Raw genomic sequence first — 13,931 nt, 5'->3', positions numbered from 1 at the left:
ATCAAAACCTGTACCTCCCCCTCAACTTGTGCTATGATAATCTTCATGATTTCTCAGGGAGAGGCGGACTAGAGGCGTGGCCAAGCTATATTTTCGTTACGGAACGATGAACAGCGGCAAGTCGATCGAAGTACTGCGCGTCGCACACAATTACGAGGAGCAAGGAAAGAAAGTGCTGCTCTTCACCCCTGCGGTCGATAACCGGGACGGGGTTGGCGTCGTCGCTTCCCGCATCGGGATGAAGAAGGACGGCATTGTCATTGACGACAGCCTCGACATGATCGGAATGGCGGCGGCTGAGCGGCCGAACTGCATTCTGATCGACGAAGCGCAGTTTCTGAACAAGCAGCAGGTGCTGCAGCTTACGGAAATCGCGGATACGCTGGGCATTCCCGTCATTGCGTACGGGCTGCGGGCGGATTTTCTCGGCCAACTGTTCGAGGGCAGCTATCATCTGTTGGCGCTGGCGGACAAAATCGAGGAAATCAAGACGGTCTGCTGGTACTGTGACCGCAAAGCGACGATGAATATGCGCCTGGCCGACGGCAAGCCGGTATTTGAGGGCGCGCAGATTCAAATCGGCGGCAACGAAAGCTATTTGCCGGTATGCCGCAAATGCTACTCCATGCAAAAAAAACAAACGCAACCCCATTCACCGGAATAAACGGCTGCGCCGTCCTTGTCTTACAGGGACCGGCGCGTTTATCAAGGTTGATGCGAAGCCATAGTTGCGAAAATTTATATAGTCGATCAACGGAATACAAAAACGGAGCGAAGCGCCTCGGCGCCTTGCTCCGTTTTGCTTTTTAGACGGGCAGCGCCCAGTTGCCGGAGCGGAATACCGGCTCCCGTACGCCGTCCTGCGTAATCCCGTCGATGTTCATGTCAGCCGAGCCGATCATGAAATCGACGTGCACAAGACTGCTGTTCGCCCCGTGCCGGGAAAATTCCTCTTCCTTCATCTCCGTACCGCCGTCCAGATTGACCGGATACGCTTGTCCGAGGGCGAAATGGCTCGATGCGTTCTCGTCAAACAGCGTGTTGTAAAAGATCAGATTCGTATTGGAGATCGGCGATTCGTGCGGAACCAAGGCGACCTCGCCAAGCTTGCGCGCTCCCTCGTCCGTATCGAGCAGCCGCTTCAGCATCTCGTAGCCTTTGTCCGCCGAGAAATCGACGACTTTGCCGTCCTTGAACGTCAGACAGAACCCTTCGATCAGCTGGCCCCCATAATTAAGCGGCTTCGTGCTGCGAACGACGCCGTTGACGCCGTCGTGCCGGGGCATCGTGAACACTTCCTCCGTCGGCAAGTTGGGGTTGAAGGGAGCGTCCTTGGCATTCTCTTTCGCGCCGCCGAGCCAGAGGTGCTTCTCCGGAAGGTCCACGGTCAAGCTCGTGCCCGACGCTTCGTATACGAGCTGCTTGTACCGTTTATCGTTCAAGTAACTCACGGTCCGGGCCAGGCGGGCATTATGCTCCTTCCAAGCCTCGACAGGATCGTCCGCGTTCACGCGGGTCGCTTCGAAAATACGCTCCCACAATGCATCGAGAGCGGCCTCCGGCGAGAAATCGGGAAATATTTTCGACGCCCATTCGGGGGTTGCGTAAGCCATCAGCGTCCAAGACGCGCGGTGCGCCATCAGTTGGCTGCGGTACCCTTTCAATGCGATAGAACTCGTTTTGTTCGCCGTGGAGACCCGCTCCGGGTCGACGTCCTTGAGCAGGTCGGGATTCGGTCCGTAAAATTGAATAAAGGCCGCATCGTTCTCCGCCAGCTCCTGCAAGCCCTGCGCCTTCCACATCGGAAATTCGTGGAATGCTTCCATCGGCGCCATCTTGTATTTGATCCGCGTCAGTTCCTCGTCGTTCCACTCCACCATGACATTCTTCGCGCCAGCCTCATAAGCCTTGACGGCGACAAGCCGCACCAGCTCCGCAGCGGCGACCGGAGCCGTGACGACCACCGTTTGTCCCTGTTGGACATTGGCGCCTACCCGAACAGCCAGCGTTGCATATTTTTCCAATTTTTGGGCAAATGTACTCATTAAAATTCCTCCAACTAATGAAAGGTTGTCCTACGTTCCCAGTATAACGGTTTACGCCGCATTTTACCAAATGACGTATTCCTCGTTAAACCAAAAAGCCAGCCGCGAACGGCTGGCTTTGGAGTCCCGTTATTTTTTCGTTTTGGACTCCGCTACTTCCGAGTCTCGGTTGTTGCCGGGCTGCGATTTTTTGCCGTTGTTGTTGGCATTGTCTCGGGACATTGGGACGCCTCCTTCCGGGATTTGGGATTCGCCCGTAGTGTCTCCGATCCGCCCGGCAGCCATACATGAAAACGTACGCGATGACCACTCCGCCAACAAGTGGTCAATTAACCGCACGAGATCAGCGGCCCGGACCAGCGGCCTCAAGCTCCCGCCAGCTTCTTAAGCTCTTCAGCTTCGTTCGGGTCTTTGGCGACCAGCTTGTCCACCCATGCCTGATCCGTCTTGCCCTGCTTCTGCAGCGCCGCCACGTACCAGCGCGCGATATACCGATGGACCGAGGAATCCATGTTGTCCGATAAGGCCGGCCGCAAAATATCCGCCGCTTCAGTATACTTGCCTTGGTCGTAGGAGATTCTCCCCAAAACCAGAAGCATCGGTTTCGAAATCTCGAAAGGAGGCACGCTGATCGAAGACGGAATCGATTTCAGCGACTCCCGTTTTTCCTGCACGTGCTGATAAATACCGACGGCTTTTTGATAATACGCGTCTCGTTCCGCCGGCTTCTTCCCCTCTCCCGCAGCGTATCCCAGCTCGTACAAAAGCACCATCGCCCGTTCGTACCACATCATATCCCACGGGTATTTCGGGATCGACTCGCTCGCGATCGCCAGCGCCTGCTGGGCATTGTCCTGAACCGCCCAGTGGTACCGGTACTCATTGATGCCGTGCGCGTAAGGCTCCTTGTCCATAAACCTCGTGGCGAGCTGCTGGGCCTCTTGCAGATACTGCTTGTCCTTCGTCTGGTTGTACACGTCGTTCAGAATCCGAATCTTCAACAGCGCATAATCCACATTGGTCGAATGAAGCGCCATGGCGTTGTCGATGAAGCCGATAAACTTTTCCAGTTTGACGGATTGCTGCGAAAACTCATTATACGCCTTGCCCGCTTCGGTGTTCGCTTTCAGCAGTCGAATGGATACGATGAGCATGCACAAGCTGACCAGCAGGATGAACCCCGGGTAAATCCATTTCGCTTTTCCCGATGCGACCGGCCGCTCTTGATCCTTGGTCCCCGGCAGAGCAGCGCCCGCCAGCAGCCCTCCCAGGCCTATAAAGACAAGAGCGGACAAATAACCGTAGCTTAAGTCGAAGTCCATGAAACTGTGAGCAAGGATAGCCGCCAGCACGATGAAATAAACGAAATGCCGCCTTCCGTCCTCCGTCTCGTGATGCCTGATAACATGGCGCACGTAAACGTACACAATGCAGCCGATAAAAGCAAACAGCAGTAGCGCGCCGACCCAACCGATATCCGTCAAGGTCTGGAACAAAAAGTTATGAGCCTGGTTCGAAGCGTAGCCGTAGCTTTGGTGCGATTGATACAGCGCGGCCCATGCCCCGCCGCCCTTCCCGAACAATGGCGCTTCGTTTACGATTTGCATCGCATCCTTGTAAAAATACCCCCGCTCCTGCACGCTGTGCTGCTGGAAGTTGATGCTTGCTATCCGCTGCTGCAGGTTCTCCGGCAGCAGGTTCAGCACCCACTGGCTGTTCAGCACGACCGCGATGCCGATGCCGCCGACCAGCACGATCACCAGCGGGAACCAGAGCCGGGCATAACGAAGCTTGAATTTCTCCTCCAGCTTCTGGACAGCCGGAGGCACGTACTTGTGAATGACCGCCGACAGCAGCGCCACCACAACCGATCCGGCCGCCAATTGCAGCCAAGCCTGCGCGGACAGCGCTGCGTTCGAGGTCTTGAACAATTCCGCTCCGATCCGCGTACTGGGCCCGGACAGAATGAAGGCGGCAGCCGCTGCGATACCCAGATTGAGTATCATGACGATTTGCCCGGACAAGCGGATAAAAGGCAGCAGAGCGAGCAGCACGACCGGCAGCAGCACGAGACCGCCGCGGGATAAGGTCAGGATGAGCGACAGCAGAGCCGGCGCCAAAATGAAGGCGTTCCCTGCGGCCGCGGCCCATTTGGAGGAAGAGGCGATCCTATACAACGCGCCTAGGATGATGGCAATTAAGTAGGCGGCATACGAGTTGGCGTAAGTAAAGGAAGACGTTAAGCGCATGCCGTTGCTGTCGGCTATGATGATACCCTGGGCCTGGATATTGCCGTACCAGACCAGCAGCCCGTAGATGACGAGCGCGTACCCCGAATACAGAATGCCGGATTGAACGAGGGCCGCCCCTTTTTTGTTCCGGGCCAGCGCCCAACTGATGACAAAAAACGCCGCATACATGAGCTCGGCGTACCATCCTTGAAGCGCCAAGTGCAAGGACGCCGGACGGGTCAATACGGGAATGAGATAAGCGAGCGGAAGGAGCCATACCACCAGCAGCAGCAGCATGTCCCGCTTGCCGGTTGCTTTAAACGAGGTCATCAGAAACAGCGAAGTCAGGAACAAAGCGATGTAAACAAAAATATAGGAGCTGTACAGCGGGAAGTTGTAAAAGATGTTGTTCCCCGGCTTGGCTTCGTAGGAGAACATCAGAAACAATCCCTGGTGAAACGGGGCGATGAACAGAAACAACAGGACGAATCCGAGCACCGAATAAAAAAGCAGCGACCCCTTCTCCTGCTCCCGGCTTTCCAGCCACTGCTTTTTTGGAACATAAGGCGTGTTCATTACGACAATTCAACTCCGTCTGTAGGATGGGAAAAGGCGGCAAAGGCCCATTCTCCTCATTCATTAGACGCATCAGATCTGGATAATGTTTCTATATCATCCCCTTATTTCATCATTTTCCCGGACAGCGCATAGGTTGAATTAGAAGAAGGATGCAAGCGAAAGGGGCGGGAGCCATGATGACCCGGGAACATGGGTTCAAGCTCGGAGTGCTCGTTTATATGCTCGCTTGGTTCGTCGGAAGCTTCTGGATGACAGGCGCCATCCGCGGCGGCCGTATCACGCAATGGCTGGGGATTGAGCTTCTTCCCCCTGTCACGGAGTACGCTTACTATGCGCTTGCCGGAGCCATCGGAGGCACTATGTACGCCATGCGCTTGTTTTTCGAGTATTACGACAGCATGACCCCGCGCTGGTACTGGTGGTACCTGCTTCGTCCGATCAAGTGCGCCGGGGCGGCCATGATGACGATCGTCCTGTTCAAAAGCGGCATTATGCTGCTCCAGACCGGCGCCTCAATGGAAGCGAAGATCGGCATTGCGTTTCTCGTCGGATTCGGCTATGGCAAGCTGATGGATAAGCTGCGAACGCTGACGGAGGCGCTGTTTAACGGCAGCGGCAACGGCGGCAAATCGGGGGAGGACTCGCCCAAATGAGCCCCTCCGTTCGCTCTTGAACATTTTTCCATAAGCCTGCTGCGCATTGACTTGAATTGGACCGTGGCATAAAATGGGGTTGCATGACCGAACCGGCCGAAGCCTGGAAACGGCCATGCTTTTTTATTTCGGATGGAGTTCAGGGATGAGAGGTGTGCTGATGGAAACCGCAAGAGAAGCGATCCTGTCCATTCGCGGCTTGCGAATGACGTATGGAGACCACTATGTGCTCAGAGGAATCGATCTTGAAGTATATCCGGGACAAATCATCGGATATATCGGGCCGAACGGCGCGGGCAAAAGCACCACGATCAAAACGATGCTCGGCCTCGTGGAGGGCTACACCGGAGAAATCCGTATTTTCGGCAAGGACATCTCGGACGGCAGCTTGGAGTATAAGCAGCGGATCGGGTATGTGCCCGAAACGGCCGAAGTGTACGACGCCCTGACGGCGAAAGAATATTTGACCTTTATTGGCAATTTGTACGGACTGGAGGACGAGCAGGCGGAATGGAAAGCCAAACGGCTGATTGACCTGTTCGGGCTGGAAGACGCGTATAACGCGCGGATCGTTTCATACTCCAAAGGCATGCGCCAAAAGGTGCTGCTCATCTCCAGCCTGCTGCACAACCCCGACATTTTGTTTTTGGACGAGCCCTTGAGCGGCCTGGATGCGAACAGCGTCATGGTGGTGAAAGAAATTTTGGCGCAGCTGGCCGCGAAGGGCAAGACGATCTTCTATTCCTCGCACATTATGGATGTGGTCGAAAAGATCAGCAACCGCATCGTGCTGCTGGACGGCGGCGAGATCGTGGCGGACGGAAGCTTCGACGAGCTGAAGGCGCAGAGCCGGGAAGGATCGCTCGAAGAAATCTTCAACCGGTTGACGGGCTTCCATGAGCATAGAGAGATCGCGGAACGGTTCGTCTCCGTCGTGCAAGAGGTGTAGGCGATGAGGGAATTCGTATCGCTTAAGGTGCTGGACCGGTTCAGAACCCTGTTCGAGAGGCTGGGCGTTGATTACCCGTTGATGCGTAAAATTTTGCAGATCAAGCTGACGATGGACGGACGGCGGATGCCTACCATCTTCAACCAGTCCGCCAAAAAGAACGGGCATGAGACGGGTGATCAGAACAATTTCGTGAAGTCTCTCGGCTTGTATGCCTTGATGGGGCTGATTATGGTCCCCTTCGTCGTCATGGGCGACAACTATATGTTCCAGATGAGCTTTTTGTTCGGCGTGCTGATGTTCCTGGTCATGACTTCCCTGATTTCGGACTTTTCTACCGTGCTGCTCGATATCCGGGACCGGAATATTATCGCCTCGAAGCCGGTCAACCGCCGGACGATCGGCATGGCGAAGACGCTGCATATTTTGCTTTATTTGTTCTTTTTGACCGCAGCGCTCTGCGCTGCGCCGATGATTGCGGCATTGGTCAAGCATGGCGTTTTGTTTTTTCTCTTGTTTGTGGTAGAAATCGTGCTGACGGACGTGCTGATTGTCGTTGTGACGGCCTTTTTGTACATGCTGATTCTGAAGTTTTTTGATGGGGAAAAGCTGAAGGACATGATCAACAACGTGCAGATCATCCTGTCCATCGCGATTACCGTCGGCTATCAATTCGTCGGACGGTCGTTCGACCTGATGCAGCTTCATGTCGCGTTCGAACCGAAATGGTGGCAGGCGTTGATTCCTCCCCTGTGGTTTGGCGCGTCGTTCGAATGGCTGCTGCGCGGTCAGGCGGCTCCGCATTTCATTGTCTTTACGCTGCTGGCGTTCGTCACGCCGATCGTTTCAATTCTGATCTACACGAGACTGGTGCCCTTCTTCGAGCGCAGCTTGCACAAGTTGGCGAACGATAGCGCGAAAAAAGGCAGGGAGCACGGAAGATGGTTGGATGTCGTTTCCAGATTCATTTGTTCAGGACGGGAGGAGCGCACCTTTTTCCGGTTCAGCTCGCTGATGATGGGCAACGAAAGGGAATTTAAGCTCAAGGTATATCCTTCGCTGGGCTTCTCGATCGTGTTTCCGTTCATTTTCTTTTTCAACGTGCTGCGGAACCAATCCTTCGTCGAGATCGCAGCGAGCAAGTGGTATCTGAACATTTATTTCTGCGCGCTGCTCATTCCGACCGTCGTCATGATGCTGCGTTATTCCGGCAAGCCCAAGGGTGCCTGGCTCTACAAAACGATGCCGCTGTCAAGTCCGGCGCCGATTTTCCGGGGGACGATCAAAGCGTTCCTCGTCAGGCTGTTTATGCCCGTTTACCTGATCGAGAGCGTTATTTTTATCGCGCTGTTCGGGGTGCGCATCGTTCCGGATTTAATCGTCGTCGCGCTGAGCGTGCTGCTGTACACAGTCATTTGCTTCCGAACTTTCCGCAAGGCGCTGCCGTTCTCGGAGTCTTTCGAGGCGGTAAAGCAGAATGACAGCCTCACTTTCTTACCGCTTCTGCTGCTCCTCGCTCTGTTCGCCGGCGTTCATCTGGCCAGCACGTTTGTTACCGGCGGGGTCTACGCGTATATGGCGCTGCTGGTCGTGCTGAATGCCGTGGTCTGGCGGAAAGGGTTTGCCATCTCGTGGGATGCCTTACGGGACAAGGGATAAGTAGGAGCCGGACCCCAGGCATGAAAAGAACCTCCATTTCCACGATATCGGTGGATTCGGAGGTTCTTTTGCTTCTGCTGCTGCGTGAATACAAATGATTCGGACCTTCGCTGATTGCGCGAAGAATCACCCTACCCTACCGCGGATTCACGCTCTCCCGAACGATCAGCTCCGTGTCCAACATGAGCTGATGGCTCACCTTGCGGCCTTCGAGCAGATCGATCAGCATCTGGGCGGCCTGGTACCCCATCTCGTATTTGTTCTGGTTTACGGTTGTGAGCGCCGGCGAACAGTACGTCGTCACGTCGATATTGTCGAAGCCGACGACGGAAATGTGCCCGGGCACTTGAAGCCCTAACCCGCGGACGGCCTGCAATGCCCCGAGCGCCATCAGATCGCTGATGCAGAACAGCGCCGTGATGTCCGGCTGCTGCGCCAGCAGCCTGTACACCGCTTCTTTGGCTCCCGCCTCGGAGAAGTAGCCGTCCATAACGAGCGACTCGTCGAACGGGATGCCGAAGCGCTCAAGCGCCTGCTTGTACCCTTTCAGCCTCTGCACACTGACGTCCGCCTGGGAATGGCCGTTGATGACGCCGATTTTGCGGTGGCCCGCTTCCAGCAAATAGCTGACGGCACGGTTCGCGCCGCCGACGTTATCGGAGGTCACGTACCCGACGTTCGGCCCCTCCAGCGGAATGTCGATGAGCACGCAAGGAATTTGAGACGAAACGACTTCCTTCAAGTACTCGTCGTCCAAGCGGATGCCCATAATAATGACGCCGTCCACGCCGCGCTCCTGACACAGCGTTTTGTACGATTTAATTTTTTGCTTTTGCGGCGTCGTGCTGAACAGTACGAGATCGTAATCGAGCTCTCCCGCCCGGTCGTTCATGCCGCACAATATTTCAAAAGCGATATTGTCCTTCGAGCTGGCCCGCGTCACGTTGGACAGCAGCAGGCCAAGCGTTTTCGTTTTCTTCGAGATCAGCGAGCGGGCGGCCATATTCGGGCTGTACCCGAGCCCTTGCGCAATATCCTTGATTTTCTGGCGCGTAACTTCATTGACGTCGTCATACCCGTTCAGCGCCCGCGATACGGTTGTAACGGACACGCCGGCCGCCTTGGCGATATCTTTAATCGTAACCATGTTCTCTCCTCCGAAACGTTTTGAATCTATGATGTTTATCTTGTTGGCAGCCGCAAAAAAATATTTGCTAAAAAAAGCAGTTGTAAATGCTTTCAGCTTGCAATATAATCAAGTATATCGTATCCAAAACGTTTTGGAAAGAGAACTTTCCTTTCTTTTTCAAAGAAGAAATATTTTTTTACCCGTTTTCCGAAACGTTTCGGATGACTTTTCTATCGTGAGGTGACCGCATTGGATTATCGAATCATCAAAGAAAACGATCTCTTCCTCTACTCCGACAAGGACGGCGATATTCCGCATGGTCATCCGTCCGGCTACGGGCTGTACACCAAGGATACCCGCTTTCTGAGCCGGCTGGAAATTGCCATCAACGGCCAAAAGCCGGTGCTGCTGTCCTCCGCGGCGGATGCGAACTACATATCCGTCATCCGGCTAACGAATCCGCATATGGAGCAGAACGGCGAGCTGATTCTTTGGCGGGAATCCGTCGAGATCGAGCGTACGCGGTTTATTTACGAAGGCGGGCTCTACGAAACCTTCCGCCTGACCAGCTATTATCCGAAGCCGATCGAGTTCGACTTCTCGGTGCTGGCCGACGCCGATTTTACGGATATGTTCACGGTGCGCGGCTTCCAGCACGGCGAGACGGGCCACAAGACGGGAACGCAGAGGCAGAACGGCGGGCTGACGATCGGCTACGCCGGCGCGGACCATGTCGCCCGGGAAACCCGCATCGCTTGGCAGCCGCAGGAAAGCTTCATCGACGAGACGACGAACACCGTCGGCTTCCGGGTTCGTCTCGACCACCGCGAGAGTCGGGAAATCACGTTCTTCGTCGCGCCGTTCGTGAACGGAGAAGGCCCCCGGTTTTATGACCCGCCGGTGGCAATGGCGAAGCTCGAAGCGAGCTATGCCGGCTGGAACGCCGGATCGACGGCCGTCCGCAGCGACAACGCCGCGTTCGACAAGCTGTTTCACCGGGGAGTTCAAGACCTGCGCGTGCTGCTGACCGATGTCGGCTACGGGCCGTTCCCGGTGGCCGGGCTTCCGTGGTACTCAGTCCCATTCGGCCGCGACAGCCTGATCGCCGCGCTGCAGATGCTTTCGCTGAACCCGCAGGCGGCGAAAGGCACCCTGCTCACGATGGCCGCTTACCAAGGGCAGAATGAAGATCCTTGGCGGGACGAAACGCCGGGCAAAATCATGCACGAAATTCGCTACGGCGAGTTGGCGGGTGCCGGGATGGTGCCGTTCACACCGTATTACGGAACGATTGACGCGACGCCGCTCTTCCTGATGCTGGCCGCGGAATATTACCACTGGACGAACGATTTGGCGCTGATCGAGCAGTTGATGCCGAATCTCGAAGCGGCGCTCGCCTGGATCGAGCGTTACGGCGACCGGGATGGTGACGGCTTCGTGGAATATTTCCAGGAGTCTTCCAAAGGCATCGCCAACCAAGGCTGGAAAGATTCGGCCGACTCCGTCGTTCACCGCAGCGGGGATTACGGCCAGGCGCCGATTGCGCTCGTCGAAGTGCAGGGATACGTGTATCAGGCGAAAACGCGCCTCGCTCCGATCTTCCGCGCGCTCGGCCGCAGCGGAGACGCCGACCGTCTGGAGCAAGAAGCGGCTGTGCTCCGCGAGCAGTTCGAGCAGTCGTTCTGGATGGAAGACGAGCAGTATTACGCCATCGCGCTGGACCGGGACAAAAAGCAGGTGCAGTCGGTGACCTCGAACACCGGTCACATTCTGATGTCCGGCATCGCGTCGCCGGAGCGAGCCCGCGCCGTCGCGTCGCGGCTCGTCACAGACGACATGTTCGGCGGCTACGGCATCCGCACGATGAGTACCGGCTCGTCCGGGTATAACCCGATGAGCTACCACAACGGCAGCGTGTGGCCGCACGACAACTCCCTCTGCCTCCTCGGACTGAGTCTCGGCGGATACGGGACCGAGGCGTTGAAGGTGATGCAAGGGCTGATGAAAGCGGCGGATGGCTTCGAATATGCCAGACTGCCGGAGCTGTACTGCGGTTACTCCGACGAGCTCGGGCATCCCGTTCCTTATCCGGTCGCCTGCTCGCCGCAGGCATGGGCCGCGGGCACACCGCTGACGTTCCTGCAGACGATGCTGGGCATCCGCCCGAATGCGCTGACCGCAACGATCGAGCTGCGGCCGCTGCTGCTCCCCGGCATGAGCGAGCTGGAAGTGACGAACCTGCGCATCGGTCAAGGAACGCTGCATTTGCGGGTCAGCAGAACCGGAAACGTCAACGCGCCGTATCAAGTGGACATTTTGGAGAATCATACGGGGTATCAAGTTCTTATTCAACCATTTGAGGAGGATGTTGTGAAATGAAAAAATCGCTATCCGTCATTCTCTCCGTAGGTCTGGCTTCCAGCATGGTGCTGGCGGGCTGCGCCAAACAAGAAGCTAAGCCGGCTCCGGCCGGCGATGCTCCGAAAAGCGGCGAGCCTGTAACCGTAACGTTGGCCGGCTGGGGATCTTCGCCGGAGGAGCAGGATTTGCTCAAGCAGACGATTCGAGAGTTCGAAAGCAAGCATCCGAACGTCAAAGTCAAATACGAAGTGATCGCCGACCAGTACATGGACGTCATCAAGACGCGGCTCATCGGCGGCGAAGGCCCCGACGTGTTTTATCTGGATGCGTTCGAAGCTCCGGCTCTGATCGAGAAAGGTGTCATTGAGCCGCTCGACAGCTACGTGAAGCCTGAATTCGACGTGGCGGATTTCGAAGAGCCGCTGCTGAACGCGTTCAAGATCGGCGGCAAAACATACGGCTTCCCGAAAGACTCCTCCACGCTGGCCATGTTCTACAACAAGAAGCATTTCGAAGAGGCAGGCATTACCAAGCCGCCGACCACGTGGGAAGAGCTGCAGGACGCCGCGAAAAAGCTGACCAAAACCGAAGGCGGCAAAACCGTCCGCTTCGGCTTCGGCGTCGCTCCCGAGCTAGCGCGGCAAATGTACATGGCGCAGGCGTTCGGCGGCAAAGTGTCCGACGACAAAGGCAACGCCGCCTACGCTTCCCCGGAAGCGCTCAAAGGGCTGCAGCTTGTCGTCGACCTGCACAACAAGGACAAATCGTCCGGCGAGCCGAAGGAAGTCGGCGCAGGCTGGGGCGGCGAGATGTTCGGCCAAGGCAAAGCGTCCATCGTCTTCGAAGGCAACTGGGCGATTCCGTTCCTGAACAACAACTATAAAGACCTTCAATACGCCAACCGCCGAGCTGCCGACGGTAAACGGCAAAAAAGGCACGATGGCCTTCACGGTTGCCTACGTTATGAACAAAGCGTCCAAGAAAAAAGAAGCTTCCTGGGAGCTGATTTCGTACCTGACCGGCAAGGAAGGCATGAAAACGTGGACTAGCAAAGGGTTCGCCCTGCCGACGCGCAAATCCGTCGCCAAGGAGCTCGGCTACGATAAGGACCCGCTGCGCGGCGCCCTGGTTGCAGGCTCGGCTTATTCGACGCCATGGCAAGCAGGACCGACACTGCCGACGGTCATGAACAACTTCAACAACCAGTTCCTCGACGCGTTCCTGGGCAAATCCTCGCTGGAAGATGCGATGAAAAAAGCGCAGGAAACTGCCAACAAAGAGATTGCTGCCGGCAAGTAACGAAGCTGAACCGGGAGGGGGCTGTGCCCCTCCCTTCATCCACTTAAAAAGCGGGGGACGTCATCCTGTTCAGTCTGACACGGCTCCCCTGCCTCTTTTGAAAGGGAGGTTTCCCTATGGCAAGCCGTTCGGTTTGGAAGCGGAAGCTGAGAAGCACGATCACCGGCTATTTGTTTTTACTCCCTACCCTGCTGGTCATCGGCACGTTTTTGTTTTTACCCGTGTTTTATTCGCTGTTCCTGTCGTTTCATAAAGTGAATCTGCTGGGCGAGGTCAGCTACAAGCTGGTCGGCTTCAGCAACTTCGAGCGAATGGTGCAGGACGAGCGGGCATGGATCGCGCTGAAAAACACCGCCTCCTTCGCCCTCTTCGTCGTGCCGCTGCAAACGGCGCTGGCGCTCGGACTCGCGTCCATTTTGAATGCAAAGCTGAAATTCCGGAATTTTTTCCGCATCGTCTTTTTTTTGCCGACCGTCACCTCGTCCGCCGTGCTGACGCTCATTTTCATGTGGATCTATAACTCCAACGGGCTGCTCAACCATGCACTGCAAGCGATCGGACTGCCCGGCTACAACTGGCTAGGCGATCCCGCCGTTGCGCTTAAGGGAATCATGCTGATGAACATCTGGTCGACGGCGCCGTTCTTCATGGTCGTCTTTCTCGCGGCGCTGCAGGACATCCCGGATGCGCTCTACGAATCGGCGATGCTGGACGGAGCGGGCGCATGGAAACGATTCACCGCCATCACGCTGCCGATGCTGAAGCCGGCGACCTTCTTCACCGTCGTCATGGGCATCATCGGAACGTTCCAACTGTTCGACCAGTCGTACATTTTCTCGGCGGGGTCCGGGGGACCGAACAACTCCACGCTGACCGTGGCGCTGCTGATTTACCAGTACGCATTCAAAAATTTGGACTTCGGCTACGCCTCTGCGCTCGCCGTCGTGCTGGCTCTGGTCATCATGATCGCGACGCTGCTGCAGCGGAAGCTGTTCGCCGAAGAAAAGCTGAACTGAGGAGGCTGAG

The 13,931-nt window shown here is 56.2% G+C and carries 9 protein-coding genes and 1 pseudogene; 7 read left to right on the top strand and 3 right to left on the bottom strand.

What is annotated here, in order from left to right; translation table 11 throughout:
• Window positions 1-76: 76 nt before the first annotated feature.
• On the top strand, window positions 77-664 hold the full coding sequence (locus BLO51_RS18445; protein WP_090674214.1) for a thymidine kinase: 588 nt from the start codon (window positions 77-79) through the stop codon (window positions 662-664).
• A gap of 142 nt (window positions 665-806) precedes the next feature.
• On the opposite strand, the gene BLO51_RS18440 is transcribed toward BLO51_RS18445, so the two are convergent.
• Window positions 807-2,045, bottom strand: a complete 1,239-nt coding sequence (locus BLO51_RS18440; protein WP_090674213.1) for an aminopeptidase — start codon at window positions 2,043-2,045, stop codon at window positions 807-809.
• Window positions 2,046-2,410: 365 nt separating this feature from the next.
• Window positions 2,411-4,852: an O-antigen ligase family protein gene (locus BLO51_RS18435; protein WP_090674211.1), complete on the bottom strand. Its 2,442-nt coding sequence runs from the start codon at window positions 4,850-4,852 to the stop codon at window positions 2,411-2,413.
• 152 nt (window positions 4,853-5,004) lie between these two features.
• On the opposite strand from BLO51_RS18435, the gene BLO51_RS18430 reads away from it, so the two are divergent.
• The 3 genes from BLO51_RS18430 to BLO51_RS18420 all read left to right on the top strand — a co-directional run bounded on the left by BLO51_RS18430 (window position 5,005) and on the right by BLO51_RS18420 (window position 8,116).
• A complete protein-coding gene (locus tag BLO51_RS18430) occupies window positions 5,005-5,508 on the top strand; it encodes a hypothetical protein (RefSeq protein ID WP_245719730.1) in 504 nt (167 codons plus the stop codon).
• Between the two features lie 160 nt (window positions 5,509-5,668).
• The gene (locus BLO51_RS18425; RefSeq protein ID WP_090674264.1) at window positions 5,669-6,457 is read left to right on the top strand and encodes an ABC transporter ATP-binding protein; all 789 of its coding nucleotides are present in this window, start codon (window positions 5,669-5,671) and stop codon (window positions 6,455-6,457) included.
• Between the two features lie 3 nt (window positions 6,458-6,460).
• The gene (locus BLO51_RS18420) at window positions 6,461-8,116 is read left to right on the top strand and encodes a hypothetical protein (RefSeq protein ID WP_090674209.1); all 1,656 of its coding nucleotides are present in this window, start codon (window positions 6,461-6,463) and stop codon (window positions 8,114-8,116) included.
• 136 nt (window positions 8,117-8,252) lie between these two features.
• Here the strand turns inward: BLO51_RS18420 and BLO51_RS18415 are convergent, their stop codons facing one another.
• On the bottom strand, window positions 8,253-9,263 hold the full coding sequence (locus BLO51_RS18415; RefSeq protein ID WP_090674207.1) for a LacI family DNA-binding transcriptional regulator: 1,011 nt from the start codon (window positions 9,261-9,263) through the stop codon (window positions 8,253-8,255).
• A gap of 231 nt (window positions 9,264-9,494) precedes the next feature.
• Here BLO51_RS18415 and BLO51_RS18410 point away from each other — a divergent pair, with 231 nt between their 5' ends.
• The 3 genes and pseudogenes from BLO51_RS18410 to BLO51_RS18400 all read left to right on the top strand — a co-directional run bounded on the left by BLO51_RS18410 (window position 9,495) and on the right by BLO51_RS18400 (window position 13,921).
• Window positions 9,495-11,624: an amylo-alpha-1,6-glucosidase gene (locus BLO51_RS18410; RefSeq protein WP_090674205.1), complete on the top strand. Its 2,130-nt coding sequence runs from the start codon at window positions 9,495-9,497 to the stop codon at window positions 11,622-11,624.
• Window positions 11,621-12,905, top strand: a pseudogene (locus tag BLO51_RS18405) (ABC transporter substrate-binding protein). The gene BLO51_RS18410 and the pseudogene BLO51_RS18405 overlap by 4 nt, the downstream one beginning before the upstream one ends.
• Window positions 12,906-13,021: 116 nt before the next feature.
• Complete coding sequence (locus BLO51_RS18400) at window positions 13,022-13,921, top strand: carbohydrate ABC transporter permease (RefSeq protein ID WP_090674203.1); 900 nt, start codon at window positions 13,022-13,024, stop codon at window positions 13,919-13,921.
• Window positions 13,922-13,931: the final 10 nt, after the last annotated feature.

This window comes from Paenibacillus tianmuensis, assembly GCF_900100345.1.
Classification (GTDB): domain Bacteria; phylum Bacillota; class Bacilli; order Paenibacillales; family NBRC-103111; genus Paenibacillus_G; species Paenibacillus_G tianmuensis.
Note: the sequence above shows the minus strand (reverse complement) of the source record. Positions and strands in the feature narration are given on the sequence as shown.

Bases quoted from the DNA above. Each gene is read 5' to 3' on its own strand.
- BLO51_RS18440 (WP_090674213.1), bottom strand. From the start codon at position 2,045: ATGAGTACATTTGCCCAAAAATTGGAAAAATATGCAACGCTGGCTGTT.
- BLO51_RS18435 (WP_090674211.1), bottom strand. From the start codon at position 4,852: ATGAACACGCCTTATGTTCCAAAAAAGCAGTGGCTGGAAAGCCGGGAG.
- BLO51_RS18430 (WP_245719730.1), top strand. From the start codon at position 5,005: ATGCAAGCGAAAGGGGCGGGAGCCATGATGACCCGGGAACATGGGTTC.
- BLO51_RS18425 (WP_090674264.1), top strand. From the start codon at position 5,669: ATGGAAACCGCAAGAGAAGCGATCCTGTCCATTCGCGGCTTGCGAATG.
- BLO51_RS18420 (WP_090674209.1), top strand. From the start codon at position 6,461: ATGAGGGAATTCGTATCGCTTAAGGTGCTGGACCGGTTCAGAACCCTG.
- BLO51_RS18415 (WP_090674207.1), bottom strand. From the start codon at position 9,263: ATGGTTACGATTAAAGATATCGCCAAGGCGGCCGGCGTGTCCGTTACA.
- BLO51_RS18400 (WP_090674203.1), top strand. From the start codon at position 13,022: ATGGCAAGCCGTTCGGTTTGGAAGCGGAAGCTGAGAAGCACGATCACC.